We start from the raw sequence: 17,634 nt of genomic DNA, 5'->3' as shown, positions 1-17,634 counted from the left end.
CGGTTCAGCCCTCTCGGTCCACGCCGCCGCCGGGCAGGAACTCGGCGATGGTCTTGCTCAGCAGCAGGGGCCGCGCGTGCCGCTTCTTGGCGATGGCCGCGTAGTTGGCCCGTATCCCCGTGCCGCCGAACGGCTCGTTACCGCTCTCGATGTCCATGATCGTTTCGTTGACGCTGACCATATGCCTGCGCCGCAACAGTTCCACGGTTTCGGGCAGGTTCCCGTACACCGTCGCCGCCATCGCCCGTTCCTCGAAGTAGGGGTGGTCCACCATGGTGTGCAACCACTCCAGCGAGCTGAACGGGACGACGTTGAACACCGGCGCGAACAGCTCCGGCGGGGTCACCTTGGTGTCCGCCGGCCTGATCAGCACGGTCGGGCGCAGGTGGTCCTCGGCGAAGTCCACCTCACCGCCCGCGGCGATGTGGCGCCGGTTCTTGCGGAGCAGTTCCAGCGACGCGTCGAAAGCGTCGTGGTAGAACATCGCCCCGTAGTCCGCCGTCGGATCGTCGTACCTGCCGTACCGGAGACCGTCGACCCGGCGGCAGAGCAGGTTGCAGAACCGCGCGCTGATCGAGGTGTGCACGAAGACCACGTCCGGTCCGAAGCAGTCCTGACCGGAGTTGAGCATCCGGGCTTCGATCAGCCCGTCCACCGCCGACTCGACGTCCGCGTCGGCGCCGACGACGAACGGATTGACTCCCTGGCCGAAGAAGACGAACAGCTGATCGGGCCGCAGGCTCGTCCGGATCTTTTCGGCGTTGGCGTAGGCACCGGTGAACACGAGGACGTCCGACGCGGCGCCGGAGCCTTCGAGGAACTCCCGTTGTTCGCTGTCGTCCAGCGTGATCGGCAGCCCGTGTACACCGCTGAGCAGCTCGTGCAGTTTGCGGGTCTGGCTCTCGATCTTGCGCGAGGGCCGGAACACCAGCTGCCGGGTGAACAGCGACGGCACCACCAGGTACAGGATGTAGCTGTAGAGCGGGACGTTCGACGACATCAGCACGGCCAGCTGCCCCACCTCGGGCGGCCGGTACCGCCCGACCTCGTCGACGGCGCCTTCGAGGGTGGCGATCGCGGCGTCGATCTCGCCGTCCGCGGTCCGATGGTTGCTGATCTCGGTGAGCAGCGCCAGTACCTCGGATCGCCGGTTCCGCAACAGGTCCAGAAGATCCACCAGCCGCTCGGACCGGTCCGCGAACGGGATCGCGGACCGGTCGGAGCCCAGAACGGGGATCACTCGTCCCTCGCGGATCGGCTGGCCGCGTAGTACTCACGCAGCCACTTCCCGATGACCGGGTAGAGGCGGCGCGACACGGCGAGCAGTTCGGCGGGCGGGGTGAACTCGGGGTCGAGTTCGTCGGCCCAGTCCGCGAAGGCGCCCTGGAACCCGGCCTCGATGATCATCGGGTACATCACCGGCATCCGCCACGGGTATTCGTACCCGGTGGCGAGCAGATGCGTGGCGGCGGTCTGGACGATCTCCTCGCGGCTCGCGGGGGCGATCGGCGAGCGCACCGGGCGGAAGGCGTCCCAATCCAGCCGGTGCTCCTCCCCCAGCAGCCGGCGCGTCATCTCCTCCGCCAGCAGCGGCGAAAGGTGCAGACCGTCGCGATAGGTGCCGGTGAGCATCCACAGTCCGTCGATACCGGCCTCACCGAGCAACGGGAACCCGTCGAGCGACACCGGCCGGTTGCCCACCTGCAGCTTGTGCACGCCGCTGCCCCACAGGTCGCGCCGCACCTGGCGGGCGGAGCACTCGAGCAGGAAGAGCACGTCGCCCATGGCGGGCGTGGTGACCGGCTCCGGCGAGATGACGTTGGTGGCGCCGACGTAGACCTCGCCCTCGCCACGCGGCAGGACGTGGAGGCCGCAGGCGAAGGCACGGTTCGGCGTGCGCAGGACGCTGCGGGGACCGCTGCCGCCCTCGGTGCGCATCAGCGCCGAGACGCCGTATCCACTGACCAGCCGCGGAATGCGCACGGACAGCTCGGGGATGGTGTCGAGCAGTTCCTGGGTCCGCGCGCCGCCGGCGAGCACGACCCTGCCGCTGGAGAGCCGGTCCCCCGAGGTCAACGTGATGCCGTTGATGGTGTTCTGCTCGTGGTGCAGCCGGATCGCCGTGTCGGCGACGATCGTGCCGCCGCGCCCGACGAAGGCCGTCTGAAGCCGGTTGAGCAGCTCGGGGGTGTTGACGGCGTGCTCGTTCGGCAGGTACATGGCACGCAGCGGACGCGCGTTGGGGTCCGGGTCCAGCCATTCGATGTCGGCCGGGTCGACGTCCTCGAACGGCTCGTCGTATTCCTGGACGGTTTTACGGATGGCCGCGAAATTGTCGTCGTCGATTCCGGAGACGCCGACCGTGTTCAGCATGACGACGGTTCCGTCGGCCGTGCGGATCTCCTCGCCGGGGGCGTCCTCGGACAGCTCGGTCAACCACGAGTCCCACATCTTCGACGCACGGACACCGAAGTCCATTTTGGTCTTCCCGTGCTCCGACTTCAGCAGGGTGGTGGTGACTTCACCGAAGCAGCCGAGCATCGCGCCCGCCGCGGTCGACGCCGCCGTCGGCCGGTGCGCTTCACCGATGAGCGCGACACCGAGCCCTCGGCGGGCCAGCGTCAGCCCGAGCGAAAGACCCAGCACGCCATTGCCGACAACAATCACGTCAAAGGCTTTTTTGTCGATAGGACTGGCAGTCACGGTCACAGTCTCCTTTTGGCTGCGTTGACGATCGGGGTTTCAGGAACGATTTCCGGACACCCGACCGGCCTGCATTCCCGATGCCAAAGCTAAGCGGCGCCCCCGGCGCGGCCAACCCCTAGTCGCCCCTGTCGAACCGGTAAGGGGACCGGCACCCGGACCTCGCCATGGGCACGACGAAGGTGACTTTCCCCTGGGGGCGCGGGAAAGTCACCTTCGTCGCGGAGAACGGCACCCCCTGGGGGAGTCAGGACGTGCCGCGGGCCGAGAGCGCCAGTTCCGGCAGCCGGTCACCCGGCGCGCGCCGGGTGAGTTCGGCCGGCAGGTCGGAACGCTTGCGCACGTTGAGTTTCCGGTAGACACGGGTCAAATGCTGTTCGACCGTGCTCACCGTGATGTAGAGCTTGCGTCCGATCTCCCGATTGGTCTGCCCGAGCGCGGCCAGCGTCGCGACCTTCCGCTCGGCGTCGCTCAGCTCGTCGAGCGTGAATTCCTCCGGCTGCCGCGGTGTTTCCGGTGCCGTCTGCTCCGGAAGGCGCCGCGCGAGCGGATTCGGCATCCCGCACGCCTTGGCCTCCAGGTCCGTGCGGCGCGCGACCAGCCGTGCCCGGCCCTCGTCGCCCAGTTCCCGATGCGCGGTGCTCAGCGCGGCCAGCGCGTAGGTCAGCTCCACCCGGTCCCCGCAGATTTCGAGCAGCTGCACCGCTTTCCGCAGCCGCGGCACCCGGTCCTTCATCGCGCCGCTCGCCGCGAGCAGACGCAGCGACATCGCCTTGACCCTGGGAAGGTTGTCGGCACCGAGCCGGTCCAGCTGCTCGGCCAGCATCGCCCGGCTGTGTTCCTCGCGGCCGAGCCTGAGGTACGCCTCGGCGAGACCGGCCCGCCAGGGCACCACCGCCGGCAGGTCGAAGTCCCACTCGCGCATCAGGTGACCGCAGCGCTCGAGATCGCGGATCGCGGCCAGCGGCCGGTCGCTCGCGAGGTGGTAGCGCGCCCGCGCGTTCAGGTACCGCAGGCCGAAGGTGGTTCCGAAGAGCTCGACGGGTACCACGTGGTTCAGTACCTCGCCCGCGGCGGTGAGGTCGTTCTTGGCTATGTGCACGGAAAGGAGGGTGGACAGCGGGAGCCCGATCAGCACTCCCCAGCTCTGGCGGTTCAGGAGCCGGAGCGCGGCGGCGGCCTGGGTCTGCGCGGTCACCAGGTCACCCCGGCTCAACGCCATCTCGGCGCTGATACTGCTGAGGAGCGCCTGCCAGGTCACCGCGCCACGCTGCCGGGCGGCTTCTCCGAGCACTCCGCACCAGTGCCGGGCACGCTGGACCTTGCCGCCGTGGTCGAGGACGAGCAGCGCCATCACCGCGGCTTCCGGTACCAGCCCGTCGAGCCTGCCCTGCAGGATGTGCTCGGCCCGGTCGAGGCTGCTGCCGTCCGTGCCCCGCCCGGACGGCGGGAGGAAGGAGCGGACCGCTTCGGGCGGATTGCCCCGCATCATCCCGAACAGCCACTCGCAGGCGAGCCGGAGTTCGGCCAGCGTCGTACCGCTGTCGTCGCCGGCCAGATCCTCGAGCACCGGCATCAGCCGGACGGCCCTGGCCAGGTCGCCCTGCCAGAACAGGTACCGGATGACGGCGACCGCGTCCCTGGCGACCAGGCGGCCTTCGGGAACCGCGGCCACCAGCGGTTCGATATGCGGTGCGAGCTTCGCCGGATTCGACCACCACGCCAGCCGCATCAGCAGGACGCGGCAGGCGAGCCGTTCGTCCTCGTCGCCGCATTCCCGGATCGCCAGTTCCAGTCCGCCGATCACCGGCTCCGTCTCCCCGGTGACCAGTGCCTGCTCCGACGCCTGCCGGAGGACGTGCCGGAACCACGGCCCCGGCCCGGCCCCGGCGGCGACCACCCAGCGGACCAGTTCGATCGCGTCGGCCCCGTGGTCGTAGAGCAGTTGCGCCGCCACGGCGTTGAGCACCGCCATGTCGCCCGCGGGGAACTGCTCGGCCAGCACCGCGGCGATCCCCGGCCGCAGCACTCCGTCCTCCGTGGACAGGCCGGCCGCGGTCAGCACGCCGACCGCCGTCCGGACCGCGTACGCCGGCAGCTGGAGCAGCTCGACGAGGAGTTCCGGCGTGGTGTGCGTGCCGAGGACCGCGATCCCCCTGGCGACGGCGGAGATCTCGTCGTCCCACCGGTCGAGGCAGTACAGCACCGCCTGGCGGAAGGCGGGCCCGCCCTCGGTCTCGTCCGGATAGACCCGCAGATCCTCGACGAGGGCACGGACCAGCAGCGGATGGCCGCCGGTGTTGCCGTAACAGGCGAGCCCCGACCTCAGCGCCGCTTCCCGGCCGAGTTCGGCCGCCAGTACTTCGGTCACACCGGCCTGCGACAACGGCGGCAGCTCGATCAGCGGCCGCGGCCTGCCCGCCAGCTCCGCGCCTCGCACCGGTACCGAGGTGCCGGTCAGCATCCACTCGGTCAGCACCACCAGGAGCCTGGCGCCGCGGACGCGACGGCTCAGCGACTGGAGCACCTGCCGGGAAGCGTCGTCGACGAACTGGTGATCGTCGACGACGATCACCACCGGCCGGTGCGCCGCCAGCTCCAGCAGCGCCGCACAGACGCCGTGCACGGCGAGCGGGTCGACGCCCGTCGCCACGGAGGGCCCGCCGCCCAAGGTGGCCCTGACCGCCTCCGAAGAGAGGACTGCCTGGTGGACGAGCTGACCGGCCACCCCCATCGGCAGCTCCCGTTCGACCGGGGTGCCCGTCGCCGTCAGGACGAGCGCCTCCGTCTCGGCCAGCCGCTCGACGAAGTGCTGGACGAGCGCCGTACGGCCGCAACCCGGCGCGCCACGGACCACGACGACCGAACCCGCCCCGTCCCGGCAACCGGCGAACGCCCGGTGCAACACCTCGAGCGCGGGACCGCGTTCCGTAAGGCCGGGTACGGCAGGCCCCCAGGCCCGCTCGTCACCCTCCGTACCGGACGGCTCGCCTCGCCCTCTTCCGTTCTCCTCGAAAATATCGTGCCCGCTCAATTTTGCCCCCAAGCAAATCCGGACTCGCACCCACACTGCCGGCGGCGCCTGCGCGCCGTCACATCGGCCGACCACGCCCTCCCCGGCGCGGCGCACCGCAAAACCCGCGAACAACCGGTCATCCCCAGATAGTCAATTCCCGGAAATTCAGCAGAAATTGAACTCCGCCCGACGGCGGGTCCGTCAAGCAGACTCTTCCATTTTGCGAAACCCTCCCGGAAGGAGAGCACCCAGATGGTAGAAATATTCCCAGGTCACGATGGCTTGGCAAGCTCCCGGTCCGGGACCGACCGGGAGTTCTGGGGGTAGTGGATGGATCAGTTCGAAGCGCGTTCGGAGTTCATGAGAAGGTTTCAGCGGCTGCACGCGAGCGCGGGCAGCCCTTCGCTGACGCGGGTCGCGCAGGCGGCCAGCCGTCTCCGACGGCATGACGAGCGGGGGATGCCTGTCCGGGTTTCCAATCAGCGGATCAGCGACTGGCGGCGCGGGACGAACGTGCCCGCGAAGTTCTCCGCGCTGGCGGTCGTCCTGGAGGTGTTGATCAGACTCGCCCAAGTGAGTGAACCCACGCCGGATTTGCCCGGCCTGTACGATCTGGGCAGGTGGCGCGAGGTCTGGGACGCCGCGCTCAACAGCGCTCCCGCCGCGCCGCCGATGACGACGGCCGAGAAGCCGACGATCGCCGAGGGATTCGCTTCGCCGTGCCCGTACCTCGGGGCCGAGGCCTTCACGGCGGCCGACTCGACGTGGTTCCACGGGCGGGACCGCGCCGTCCGGGTGCTGATGAACGCGCTGCGCCAGAGCAGCGGAATGGGTAGTCCGGTGGTGCTCTCCGGGGCCTCCGGGGTCGGGAAGACCTCTTTGCTCGGCGCCGGGCTCGAATCGGCCGTCGCGAACGGCGCGTTGACGGGCACCGGAACACGAAATTGGTCGATTGCTCGCTTTTGTCCGGTTTCCGATCCGCTCGCCGAACTGACCGCCGCTTTACCCGAACTCGCCGACGCGTTGTCATTTTCACCCGAATCGTCAGAATTTCGTAAGGCGCTGCGCCGCTCGGCCGAATCCGCCGTCGCGCGTATTTCCGGTGCGGGAGGGGGCCTCATTCTGGTTGTCGACCAAGCGGAGCTTCTGTTCAGTGGAAATGTCGGTGAACGGAACAGCAATCAGGTCTTCCGGATACTTTCCGGCTGCGCGTCCGTCCGATCGCTACTGGTATTGGTATGCACGCGCACCGAGAGTGACGAGGCCTGCCGGGAAGCGCTGAAGACGGCGGGAGCGGCGAGCACCCGGCACATCGTCCTCGACGCCATGAACCCGCACGAACTCCGGGACGTGATCACCGAACCCGCGAAGGCGGCCGGGCTCGCGCTGGAGACCGGGTTACCCGAGATGATCCTCGGCGATCTCGGGGTAGTGGGCAGCGTCTCCCCCGACAGCGGCACGCTCGCCCTGCTCGCAAGGGCTCTCCCGGGGATGTGGCGGTTCCGGCACGACGACATGCTCACCGCGGCCGGCTACCGGGCCGCGGGCGGGATCAACGCGGCGGTCGTTTCCGCCGACGGGGCCGCCTGGCCGCTGCTGAGTGACGCGGACCGGGCGATCGCCCGATCGCTCCTGCTCCGGCTGATCCGCGTCGACCTCGCGACCGGCCAGATCCGGCGCTCGGCGGCCGATCCGGCGGACCTGCGCGCGGGGACGGACGACGGCGAGGCGGTCGCCCGGGTACTCGGCGTGCTGGCGGCGGCCCGGCTGATCACCCTCGACGCCGGTTCGGCGCGGATCGCTCATGCGGCGCTGCTGCACGCCTGGCCCCGGCTGAAGGCCTGGATCGACAACGACCGGGCCGAACTGCTGGTCCGCCAGCGGCTGGAAGACGACGCCGCGGACTGGCTGGCGAACAACCGCGATCCGACCCTGCTCTACCGCGGTTACCGGCTGGAGGTGAATCGTTCGCTCACCGGACGGGGTATCACGGTCAGCGGGGCGGCCCAAGAGTTCCTCGACGCCTCGATCCGCCACGAAGACGGCCTTGCCCGGACCAAGCGGCGCATCACGATCCTGCTCAGTTCACTGGCCGTGCTGACCCTGCTCGTCGTGTACATACTCCGTGGCTGGCCCGGCCGGTTCGGCTGAGCAGGACCAGCGTGCAGACCCGCCGACCGCTCAGGCGGGGATCTCGACGACGAGTCGCCAGGTCCGGTCACCGTCGCCCGGGCCGGCTTCGAGGGTGCCGCCCACCAGCGCCAGCCGTTCCCGCATCCCTACCAGCCCGTAGCCGGACACCGGCCGGTCGCTGCCGAAGGACGCCCGGGGGATGTCGTTGCGCACTTCGAGCCGGATGGAGCCGGGGCCGTAGTCGAGCAGAGCGGTGACTTCGCTGCCCGGAGCGTGTTTCGCGGCATTGGTGAGGGCTTCGCGGGTGGCCCGGACCACGGCCACCGTCGGACCGGACGGCAGCGGCCGCGGGGTGCCGGTGGTGGTCAGCCGGACCACGGTGTGGTGGTCACGCCCGAACTGATCGACAAGGTCGGTGAGCATGTCCGGCAAGGAGGCGACGTCGTCGCGGAGGGCGGCGACCGCCGCGCTCGCCTCGGCGAGCCCTTCGTCGGCGAGCCGGTTGGACCGCTGGACCCGGTCGCGTGCGGTGGAGACGTCGCCCGCTTCCAGCAAGGAGTCGGCCGCCTTCAGCTGGACGCTCAGCGCGCCGAGCGAATGGGCCAGTACGTCGTGGATCTCCCTGGCGATCCTCGCCCGTTCGCCGAGCACCGCCACCTGCGCCTGTTCCTGCTGCATCAGGGTGTTCTGATGCAGCAGCTGCTCGGCCTGCTCGGCGCGCAACTGGTACTGCCGCTGGTTCAGCCCGAGCAGGGTGAGCAGAAGGATCACCAGGGTGTAGCCCGCGAGATCGCCGAGGCCGGAGCCGCCGACGGCCGAACTGGCCAGCGTGAGCACGAGGCAACCGCCGAAGACCAGCCAGATCGACGACGTGCGGGGGAGGCGCCACGCGGTGTACCGGCCGAGCACGACGCTCACCATGATCACCGCGGTCGAGTCGTCCGCCCATGCCGCGGCCGCGGCGGGCAGCACGGCGGCGAGGACCAGCGCGGCACCGGCGATCCGGGGCCGGTGCTCGACCAGGAGATGGAAGACGAACCAGCAGACGAGACTGCTGAGGTAGACCACCCACATGGCGATCGAATCCTCGCGGGCGGTGGCGAGGGTGCCGACCAGCAACCCCAGGCCGACGATCTGCATCACGAGGCTCGCGGGCACGAACGAGGCCGCGTCCCTGCGCTCGCCCCTGGATTCGGACACGCCGAACACGATCACCCCCGGCCGGACATCGCCGCGGCCGCCGACCCCGGCAGCGGTGGTCAGCGGCGGCCTGCCTTCCGGTAGATGATAACCATCGCCACGATCGCGATGATCACCGCCACGACGATGATGCCCATCTTCCACAACTTGTCGAGCAGCAGGTGCTCGAGCAGTTCGGTGTCGTCCTTCTCCTCCGCGAGCAGGAGCGTCAGCACGGTCCACTCACCTTCTGCGATCGCGATCACTCAGCATGGAGAACAGGACGCCCAGCAGACCCGAGCGGCCGCGCCGCAGTTCCCGGCGGTTCTCGTACAGGCCGCGCGCGATCGGCCCGACCCGTTCGCGGGCCTTGTCGATGGTCGCCTGGTCCACCGAACCCCGGCGCTTGAGCATCATCAGCACGGCGAAAGCGATGATCGCCAGCAGCAGCACACCACCGGCGATCAGTGCGAAGCGCAGCAGCACGAAGTTCATGAAATTCCCACTGTCCACCGCAAGGGACATCACGCTTTCCTTCCGAACGACCTGACGACCCGACGCTAGCGCGGCGGGCTGGCTTCCCGTGCCCGGTCACGGGTGGACTTCGGGTGGACGTGGGTGGAGCTTTCTCCACCCGCGGAGTGCTCGGTGCCCTCGGCCGCCTCACGCTCGGCCTCGGCCTCCTGCTTCAGCAGTTCGGACACGCTCATCTCGCGCAGCGGCACCTCCTTCAGGCACAGGGCGAGGATCAGCGTCACCACCATCACCGCGGCGCCGATCAGGAAGCCGAGCTGGAGCGCTTCGGCGAATCCTTCGCGGAACGGGCGGACCAGCACCGGATCCATGGTCTTCAGGAACGACGAGTCCGCGGGCACCTCCTGGCCACCCCGCAGGAACTCGAAGAACGCGCTGTTGCGCGGCGCGGTGACGACCGAGCGGTCCGCGGTGAGCGCCGCGACCACGGGATCGGCCTTGGCCCGCTCGAAGGCCGACGAGATCTTCCCCCCGAGCGTCCCGAAGACGACGGAGAGGAAGAGCGCGACACCGAGCGCGCCTGCCATCTGCCGCAGGAACATCAGCGAAGCCGTCGCCACCCCGGTGTCCCGCGCGGGGACCGCGTTCTGCGCGGCGACCGTGACGGCCTGCGTGCAGCATCCGATCCCGATCCCGAACAGCAGCACCAGCAGCAGCGGCAACCAGATCGGGGATCCGGTGCCCACGAAGGAGAAGGCGAACATCCCCGCGGCGGTGACCGCGGCGCCGGCCACCGGGAGGATCTTGTACCGCCCCTTCCGCGAGATCAGCGCCCCGGAGACGGCGGTGGCGATCATGATGCCCGCCATCATCGGCAGCATCACCAGGCCGGATTCCATCGGCGACGCGTCACGCACGAGCTGGAGGTAGAGCGGCACCAGCGAGATGGCGCCGAACATACCGACACCGACGGTGACGGCGGTCAGTATCGCGGTGCGGTAGGTGGAGATCCGGAACAGCCGCAGCGGGATCAGTGCAGAGTCGCCCGCCCTGCGTTCGACCACGATGAACGCCGCGATCCCGGCCAGCCCGGCCAGCAGACAGGTCAGCGCCGCCGGCGACGCCCAGCCCCAGTCGCGACCGTGATCGGCCAACAGCAGCAGGGGCACTACGCCGAGGGTGATGGCGGCTCCCCCGAGGACGTCGATCTTCGGATCCTGGCGCCGGTGCTCCAGGTCGAGGACCTTGGCGATCACGATCATCGCGAGCAGGCCGATGGGCAGGTTGACCAGGAAGACCCAGCGCCAGCCGTCGATCCAGAGGATGCTCTCGGCGTCGGCGAGCAGGCCGCCGACGGTCGGGCCGAGGATGCTCGCGCCGATCCACACCGCCATGAAGTAGCCCTGGTACCGCGAACGGTCACGCGGTGGGACGAGGTCCGCCGTGATCGCGAAGGCCAGCGCCATCAGCCCGCCGCCGCCGAGTCCCTGGATCCCGCGGAACACCGCCAGCTGGTACATCGACTGGGAGAAGGTGCAGGCCAGCGAACCCAGCAGGAAGATCCCGATCGCGATGAGATAGATCCGCTTGCGCCCGAAGATGTCGGAGAGCTTGCCGTAGATCGGCGCGGCGACCGTGGACGTGACCAGGTACGCGGTGGTCGCCCACGCCTGCAGGCTCAGCCCGCCCAGCCCGTCGGCGATCGTCCGGATCGAGGTGCTCATGATCGTCTGTTCCAGCGCGGAAAGGAACATCCCCGCCATCAGCCCGGGCAGCACCGCCATCACGAGCCGATGCTGCCGTGCCCTTCTGGCCGTCTGTTCCTCCGAAGTGGACGATTCCACGCTTCACCTCATCACGACGGGCGGGCGCCGATCAGCGCCTGCGTTTGAAGATCATCAACAGTCCGAACAGGACGATCGCAACCACGAGCACGCCACCGATGATCAGCCCGAAGCGGAGCAGGGCGAAATTCATCAGGCTTTCACTGTCGACCGCCAGGTTTACCGAATTTTCCGCCGTGGCAAGGAAGTTCATCGTTCTCAGTCCTTTCGTGTCGGTCACCACCGACGCTACCGGCGAGGCGGTTGTACCCGCGGCGTTCCACGGTTGTCATTTGGGTGGAGATTCTTCTCAACCCACTCCGGCCAGAGATTCCAGATGTGCCACCAAATCCGCGATACCGGGCAGGGCCCGCATAGCGTCGCGGACGGATTCGGCCCGGGTCGCGTAACCTTCGTCGTCCAGGATTTCCCGGCACACCGCCGAAACCGCCTCGGGCGAATCCGCGGCGGCCAGCTCGCCGATGCCGAATTCGTGCAGGCGGCGGCCGTTGTGCTCGTTCTCCCCGTCCTGGGGGACGACCACCATCGGGGTTCCGGCGGCCATCGCCTCGCGGATCCCGTTGTACCCGCCATGGGTGACGAAGAGGTCGGCGTGCCGGAGCAGCAGAGGCTGGTCCACCCAGGAGGAGACGAGCACATCGTCCGCCTCGGGCAGGTCTTCGACCGTCAGCCCGCCGGTGGAGACGACGGCGAAGCAGGGCAGCGTCGAGAGCGCCGTGACGAGGGTCCGCACGGCGACGGCCGGATCCGGTCCACCGCCCGTGACGCCGAGTCCGGCGTCGATCGCCTCCTGCGTGGCACCGAACTCGCTGCCGACGGTGGCCAGCACCAGCGGACGGCCCCCGATCCTGGCGGCGAGTTCGGGGGGCAGGTCACCGTCACGGCCTTCCACGGAGGGCTGCCGGTAGTGGACGGCGGGCGGCACGTCGAAGGCGGCGAACGAGAATTCCGACGGCACGCAATCGATCCGCCCGAAGGTGTAGATCGACCACGGATCCTCCGAAGGAGGCAGCCCGTTCTCGGCGCGGCGCTCGTTGAGCGGGGGCAGCACCCGCACCGGGTCGAGGACGTTGCCGTCGCCCGACGGAGCCGAGATGAAGGGCACATCGAGCGTTTCGGCGACCAGGACGGCCGCCAGTTCGGCGCCGTCGCGCAGGATCAGGTCCGGCTGGAACTCCTTGGCCACGGGCAGGATCGCCTGTACCGCGGTGGTCACGTGCGGCGCGGTGTCGACCCAGGCCATCTGCCCGGCGATGTCGGAGAACTGCTCCAGGAGCCCGGGCGGCGGTTCCTCGCCGGACCGCAGGATCCGCAGGATCGGCGCGAACTTCTCCAGCAGCCCGGGCAGGATCGGGCGTACGTCGGGGAATTCGGCGAACCGGCCGGCGAGCCGCTCGGTGGTGACCACGAGGATCTCGTGGCCAGCCGAGGTGAGCGCCCTGGCGATCGGCAGCATGGAGTTGGCGTGCCCGGCCGAGCCGGTGACACTGACCAGAACGCGCATCGGTGTGTCGCTCCCAAGAAGGTGTTCGCGGGTGGGCTCGTTCAGAGCAGGACGCTGTGGCCGGCACGGATGGATCCGGTGGCGTCGAACAACCGCCGGGCCCGTGCGATGAGGTCGAGGTCGAACAGATCGTGCCGTTGCAGCAGCACGGAAAGATCCGCCTCGCGCACCGCGTCGGCGAGGTCCGGCACGCTTTCGATCCGGCCGCCGGGCCAGCTCAGCCCGTCGACGTACGGGTCGTGGCAGATCACCTTGGCGCCGCGTTCGAGCAGCGCCTCGGCGATCGGAACCGCCGGGGTGTGCCGGACGTCGTCGGTGTTCGGCTTGTAGGTGATGCCGAGCAGCAGCACTGTCGCGCCGCCGATCGGGCCGCCCTGCTCTTCGAGGTCTTTGGTGATGCGGTCGGCCACCCAGGCCGGCATACCCTCGTTGATCCGGTGCGCGGTCTCGGCGACCTGGAAGGCCATGCCGAGCGTCCCGGCGTGGTGGATCAGGTAGAGCGGGTCCGCGGGGATGCAGTGCCCGCCGACGCCCGCCCCCGGCCAGAACGGCTGGAATCCGTAGGGTTTCGTGGCGGCGGCGGCCACGGTGTCCCAGACGTCGATCCCCATCCCGTGGCACAGCTGGGAGAACTCGTTGACCAGCGCGATGTTCACCTGGCGGTAGGTGTTCTCCAGGATCTTCGCGGCCTCCGCCTCGCGCATCCCCCTGGTGACGTGGACCGAGGTCACCTGCCGGTAGAACCCGGCCGCCCGCTCAGCGCACGCCGGGGTGAGACCGCCGACGACGCGCGGGGTGTTGCCGATCCGGTACCGGGTGTTGCCGGGGTCGATCCGCTCGGGCGAGTAGGCGAGGTTGAAGTCGACGCCGGCACGCAGGCCGGACCGTTCGAGGATGGGCTGAAGCAGCCCGTCGGTGGTACCGGGGTGCGTGGTCGATTCGACGATCACGAGCTGCCCGGCGCGAAGCCGTCCGGCCACCGTCTCGACAGCGCTGGTGAGCGGTCCCAGATCGGGTTTGTCGCCGTCCACCGGGGTGGGCGCGCAGATCACGATGATCGAGCACGCGGCGAGCACGTCCGGATCGGTGGACGCGCGCAGTGTGTCTCGCAAGGACCGGATCTCGGCGTCGGTCACGGTGTCGACCGGCGAGCGGCCGCCGTTCACCGTCTCGACGCGGGACGGGTCGATGTCGAAACCGACGACGTCGTTTCCCGCCTTGGCCAGTTCCACGGCTAAAGGCAGTCCGGCATAGCCGATGCCGACCATGCCGACCTGATGGCTCCCCATGGCGGGACCTCCTGAATTCCACGGGTGAAGCGAAAGGGACGCGCGCTCGTCAGTAGGCGAGGCGGTAGGGAACGAAGGATTCGGCGTACGCGCAGTTCATCGAGGAGCCGGTGGCGGCGTCGATGCCGCGGATCTGCTCGACCGATCGCGGCCCGCTGGAACGCATCTGCGTGCCGTAGGCGCGCAACGCCTCTTCTTTGGCTTCCCAGTGGCGGGAAGTGTCGACGTGCAGCCACCAGGACTCGTTCACCGCGGACCAGCGGTCCTCGACACCCCGGTAGCCCAGGACGATCCGCGGGGTCGGCTTGAGGCCGGCGGGCTGCACCCGCGCCGCGGCGAACGCGGCGCGGTGCACGGCCTGGTGGTCTTGGTGATAGCCGCCCTCGGACGGGATGAACAGGGCGTGCGGCCGGACCGCGGCCAACGAGGCGACCTCGTGCTTCTCGATGAGGTCCACGAGTTCACGCCGCCGGTTGCAGATGTCCATCGTGCCGGTCTCGTCCACCCAGGCGATCGTCGCGCCGGTGACCCCGAGTGCTGCGCAGGCCTTGTCGAATTCCTGGTGCCGCACCGAGGGATCGCTGGAACTGCCCCACATCTTCGCGGCGCGCACGGTCACGCACAGGACGTGTACCTCGACCCCCTCGGCGGCGAGCCGGGCCACGGTGCCGCCGGGGCCGATGGTCTCGTCGTCCGGATGCGGGGCCACCACGAGCGCGCGGTCACCCGGTCGCAGTCCGAGCGCGGCGACCGCGCCCGGCCGTCCGGTCACGACCGGGCCTTGGCGGTCTTGTCCACAAGGGACTCCAGATAGCCGACCACCGACTCGATGCCGGGTAGGCCGAGCATCTTCCGTTGTGCCGTGCGGATGTTCTGGCGGATCGTCTCGTTGTTCAGCACGCTGTCGCACACCTTCGCGATGCCTTCCGGGCTGACGTCGGTGATCCATTCGCCCAGACCGAGTTTCGTGAGCCGTTCGGCGTTGTGGTGCTCGTCGCCGAACTGCGGCAGCGCGGCCATCGGGACGCCCGCGCGGATACCCTCGCGAATTCCGTTGTAGCCGCCATGGGTGAGGAAGAGCTGTGTCACCTCGAGCAGCAGCGGCTGCGGGACGAAGTCCATGATGTGCACGTTCGGGCCGATCTCGATCCCTTCGACCTTGACCCCGCCGGTGGACACCACGGCGTGGCAGTCGATCGTGGACAGGGCCTGGACGATGCGGTACAGCGTCTCGACCGGGTCGATCATGCCGTCGGGCAGGCCGATCCCCCGCTCCTGCATTTCCAGCAGGACGGGCAGCGAGGTGCCGACCGAGGCGAGGACGATCGGCTTGTCACCGGAAAGCCCGGCCAGCTCCGGGGGAAGCGAGTGCTTCATCGCGCCGAGCATCGGCTGCCGGTAGGTGATCGCCGGCGGGACATCGAACGCGGCGAAGGAGTACTCGTTCGGTACACAGTCGATCTTGCCGTGCGCGTAGATCGACCATTTGCCGGTGCGCTCGGGGAGGCCGACCTCCTTGCGCCGCTCGTTGAGCAGCCAGCCCGCGCCGTCGGGGTCGACGACGTTGCCGGTGCCCGAGGGCGCGGAGACGTGCGGGATACCGAACTTCTCGGCGATCAGCACACCGGAAAGCTCACCGCCGTCACGGAAGACGAGGTCCGGCTTGAACTCCTCGGCGAGCGGGAGCACGGCGCGGTAGGCACCGGTGACATGCGGGCCCGCGGCGAACAGCATCATCTTGACCCGGGGGTCGTCGAAGATCTCGGGGCCGTATTGGGTCTCGCCCGCGTTGGCGAGGACCTTCCGCACCTCCGCCACGATGGCGTCGACCAGGTTCGGCATCGCGGGTTCCACCCGTGCGCCCGACCCCTCGAAGACCACCGCCAGATGCGACGGCAGCACCACCAGCACCTCGTGCCCGGCGTCGACCAGGCCGCGGACCACCGGAAGCACCGCACGGGCGTGGCCCTGCGATCCCGTGATCGTGGAAAGAACGCGCATGAACTGACCCTCAGCTTCCTGATCCGGCGGTGAAAGTGGTCTCGCCGCGCCGAGCGGCGTTGACGAGGACCGCCATGTTCCCCATCGGGTGGTTGTTGTCGTGGAGCATCTGGTGTGCGTCGCCGATTTCGGAGAACGAGCCGCAGAACTCGAGGCACGGATCGATCCGGCCGTCCGCGACGAGCTGGATGAGCTCCCGGTTCTGCTTGTTCGTCGACCCGTGCGAGCCCTGAACACGCTTGGACCGCATCCACAGGTAACGCAGGTCGAGGTCGCCGTTGTAGCCGCTGGTCCCCCCGCAGAGCACGACCATCCCGCCGGTGTCGCAGACGAACAGCGAAGTCGGCAGCGTGTCCTGGCCGGAGTGCTCCAGCACGATCTTGGGAGCCTTGCGTTCGCCGAGGATCTCCCAGATCTTCTTGCCGAACCGCCGTGCCTCGGCGAGCCAGGCGCGGGAGGCCTCCTCGTCACCGGTGTCGGGCAGCCGTCCCCAGTGGGAGAACTCCTTGCGGTTGATGACACCACTCGCGCCGAGCTTCTTGCAGTATTCGCCGCGTACGTCGTCGGAGACGACCGCGATCGGGATACCGCCGCGGTATTTGACGAGCTGGATGGCCGCCGAGCCGAGGCCGCCGGCGCCGCCCCAGATCAGGACGGGGTCGCCGGGACGGACCGTATGCGGATCCCAGTGGGTCAGCATGCGGTAGGCGGTGGCGGCGGTGACGAGCAAGCTGCCGGAATCCTCCCAGGAGAGATTCGACGGCTTCGGCAGGCATTGGTATTCGTCGACGAGCGCGAATTGCGCGAACGAACCGTAATTGGTCTCGTAACCCCAGGCCTGAATACTCTTGAGGTACAGGGGGTCCGCGCCGAGCCGCAGATCCGGGTCGTTCTCCTTGTACTGACCGCCGGACATGACCACCGGGTCGCCGACCTTGACGTGCTCGACGCCGTCACCGACGGCCCACACCACGCCGGAACCGTCCGAACCGCCGATATGGAAGTCTTCGGTGGCGCCGAACATCTTCTGGCGCATGGCGATCACGTCGATCGGTCCGCCGCTGGCCGCCCAGACGTTGTTGTAGTTGATCCCCGCCGCCATGACGTACACCAGCACCTGGCCGCGGCCGGGCTTCGGCACGTCGACCACCTCGGTACGGAAGGCGTCCTTGGGCTGGCCGAACCTGTCCTGGCGGATCACGGAGGCGTACATCTTCTCGGGTACCTCGCCCAACGGCGGGACATCCCCGATCTCATACAAGGATTGAGCCATCGATGATTCCTTACCTGTTCGGGCGGATACCGGACCCGGGCCATTTCACCGGGGATTCGCGGAAATTCTCTCTATGCGGAGAAAATTATCGAGCGGCCGGAGTGCGGACAACCCCTACCCGCCCCTACCCCGACCCCGCCNGTGTCGCGAAAGCCACTTTCGGGACACCAGACGTCGCGAAAGTGGCTTTCGCGACACAGCCGGACCTCTCCCGCCAC

At 68.9% G+C, this 17,634-nt stretch carries 14 protein-coding genes; 1 reads left to right on the top strand and 13 read right to left on the bottom strand.

Annotated elements, in window-relative coordinates; genetic code table 11:
- Nucleotides 1-4: 4 nt before the first annotated feature.
- From ACXIZN_RS00745 to ACXIZN_RS00735, 3 genes are all read right to left on the bottom strand, one after another.
- Nucleotides 5-1,240 (bottom strand): aldehyde dehydrogenase family protein, encoded by a 1,236-nt coding sequence (locus ACXIZN_RS00745; RefSeq protein ID WP_457951874.1) that lies wholly within the window; start codon nucleotides 1,238-1,240, stop codon nucleotides 5-7.
- On the bottom strand, nucleotides 1,237-2,667 hold the full coding sequence (locus ACXIZN_RS00740; protein WP_457951872.1) for an NAD(P)/FAD-dependent oxidoreductase: 1,431 nt from the start codon (nucleotides 2,665-2,667) through the stop codon (nucleotides 1,237-1,239). Before ACXIZN_RS00740 ends, ACXIZN_RS00745 begins: the two co-directional genes overlap by 4 nt.
- Nucleotides 2,668-2,950: 283 nt before the next feature.
- Nucleotides 2,951-5,737 carry an AAA family ATPase gene (locus ACXIZN_RS00735; protein WP_457951870.1) on the bottom strand — a complete coding sequence of 929 codons (2,787 nt, stop codon included), beginning with the start codon at nucleotides 5,735-5,737 and terminating at the stop codon, nucleotides 2,951-2,953.
- A 342-nt stretch (nucleotides 5,738-6,079) separates the two neighbouring features.
- On the opposite strand from ACXIZN_RS00735, the gene ACXIZN_RS00730 reads away from it, so the two are divergent.
- Entirely contained in the window at nucleotides 6,080-7,870 is a 1,791-nt protein-coding gene (locus ACXIZN_RS00730) for an ATP-binding protein (RefSeq protein ID WP_457951868.1), read from the top strand.
- Between the two features lie 30 nt (nucleotides 7,871-7,900).
- Here the strand turns inward: ACXIZN_RS00730 and ACXIZN_RS00725 are convergent, their stop codons facing one another.
- The 10 genes from ACXIZN_RS00725 to ccrA all read right to left on the bottom strand — a co-directional run bounded on the left by ACXIZN_RS00725 (nucleotide 7,901) and on the right by ccrA (nucleotide 17,416).
- Nucleotides 7,901-9,052: a sensor histidine kinase gene (locus tag ACXIZN_RS00725; protein WP_457951866.1), complete on the bottom strand. Its 1,152-nt coding sequence runs from the start codon at nucleotides 9,050-9,052 to the stop codon at nucleotides 7,901-7,903.
- Between the two features lie 59 nt (nucleotides 9,053-9,111).
- On the bottom strand, nucleotides 9,112-9,267 hold the full coding sequence (locus ACXIZN_RS00720; protein ID WP_457951864.1) for a hypothetical protein: 156 nt from the start codon (nucleotides 9,265-9,267) through the stop codon (nucleotides 9,112-9,114).
- Between the two features lie 7 nt (nucleotides 9,268-9,274).
- A complete protein-coding gene (locus tag ACXIZN_RS00715) occupies nucleotides 9,275-9,556 on the bottom strand; it encodes a hypothetical protein (protein ID WP_457951862.1) in 282 nt (93 codons plus the stop codon).
- 35 nt (nucleotides 9,557-9,591) lie between these two features.
- Nucleotides 9,592-11,349: an MDR family MFS transporter gene (locus ACXIZN_RS00710; RefSeq protein ID WP_457951860.1), complete on the bottom strand. Its 1,758-nt coding sequence runs from the start codon at nucleotides 11,347-11,349 to the stop codon at nucleotides 9,592-9,594.
- Nucleotides 11,350-11,380: 31 nt separating this feature from the next.
- On the bottom strand, nucleotides 11,381-11,569 hold the full coding sequence (locus ACXIZN_RS00705) for a hypothetical protein (protein WP_457951859.1): 189 nt from the start codon (nucleotides 11,567-11,569) through the stop codon (nucleotides 11,381-11,383).
- A gap of 69 nt (nucleotides 11,570-11,638) precedes the next feature.
- Nucleotides 11,639-12,853, bottom strand: coding sequence for a glycosyltransferase (locus tag ACXIZN_RS00700; protein ID WP_457951857.1), 1,215 nt, complete (start codon nucleotides 12,851-12,853; stop codon nucleotides 11,639-11,641).
- Between the two features lie 41 nt (nucleotides 12,854-12,894).
- Nucleotides 12,895-14,142, bottom strand: coding sequence for a nucleotide sugar dehydrogenase (locus tag ACXIZN_RS00695; protein WP_457951856.1), 1,248 nt, complete (start codon nucleotides 14,140-14,142; stop codon nucleotides 12,895-12,897).
- Nucleotides 14,143-14,191: 49 nt separating this feature from the next.
- On the bottom strand, nucleotides 14,192-14,914 hold the full coding sequence (locus ACXIZN_RS00690; protein ID WP_457951854.1) for a PIG-L deacetylase family protein: 723 nt from the start codon (nucleotides 14,912-14,914) through the stop codon (nucleotides 14,192-14,194).
- Complete coding sequence (locus ACXIZN_RS00685) at nucleotides 14,911-16,143, bottom strand: glycosyltransferase (protein ID WP_457951852.1); 1,233 nt, start codon at nucleotides 16,141-16,143, stop codon at nucleotides 14,911-14,913. The genes ACXIZN_RS00690 and ACXIZN_RS00685 overlap by 4 nt, the downstream gene beginning before the upstream one ends.
- Nucleotides 16,144-16,153: 10 nt before the next feature.
- Nucleotides 16,154-17,416: a crotonyl-CoA carboxylase/reductase gene (ccrA, locus tag ACXIZN_RS00680; RefSeq protein ID WP_457951850.1), complete on the bottom strand. Its 1,263-nt coding sequence runs from the start codon at nucleotides 17,414-17,416 to the stop codon at nucleotides 16,154-16,156.
- Between the last annotated feature and the right edge of the window lie 218 nt (nucleotides 17,417-17,634).

The sequence above is a fragment of the Amycolatopsis sp. TRM77291 genome (assembly GCF_054166285.1).
Note: the sequence above shows the minus strand (reverse complement) of the source record. Positions and strands in the feature narration are given on the sequence as shown.

Excerpts from the sequence above, each read along its gene's own strand:
- ACXIZN_RS00730 (WP_457951868.1), top strand. The coding sequence starts at position 6,080 with ATGAGAAGGTTTCAGCGGCTGCACGCGAGCGCGGGCAGCCCTTCGCTG.
- ACXIZN_RS00715 (WP_457951862.1), bottom strand. The coding sequence starts at position 9,556 with ATGTCCCTTGCGGTGGACAGTGGGAATTTCATGAACTTCGTGCTGCTG.
- ACXIZN_RS00700 (WP_457951857.1), bottom strand. The coding sequence starts at position 12,853 with ATGCGCGTTCTGGTCAGTGTCACCGGCTCGGCCGGGCACGCCAACTCC.
- ACXIZN_RS00695 (WP_457951856.1), bottom strand. The coding sequence starts at position 14,142 with ATGGGGAGCCATCAGGTCGGCATGGTCGGCATCGGCTATGCCGGACTG.
- ACXIZN_RS00685 (WP_457951852.1), bottom strand. The coding sequence starts at position 16,143 with ATGCGCGTTCTTTCCACGATCACGGGATCGCAGGGCCACGCCCGTGCG.
- ccrA (WP_457951850.1), bottom strand. The coding sequence starts at position 17,416 with ATGGCTCAATCCTTGTATGAGATCGGGGATGTCCCGCCGTTGGGCGAG.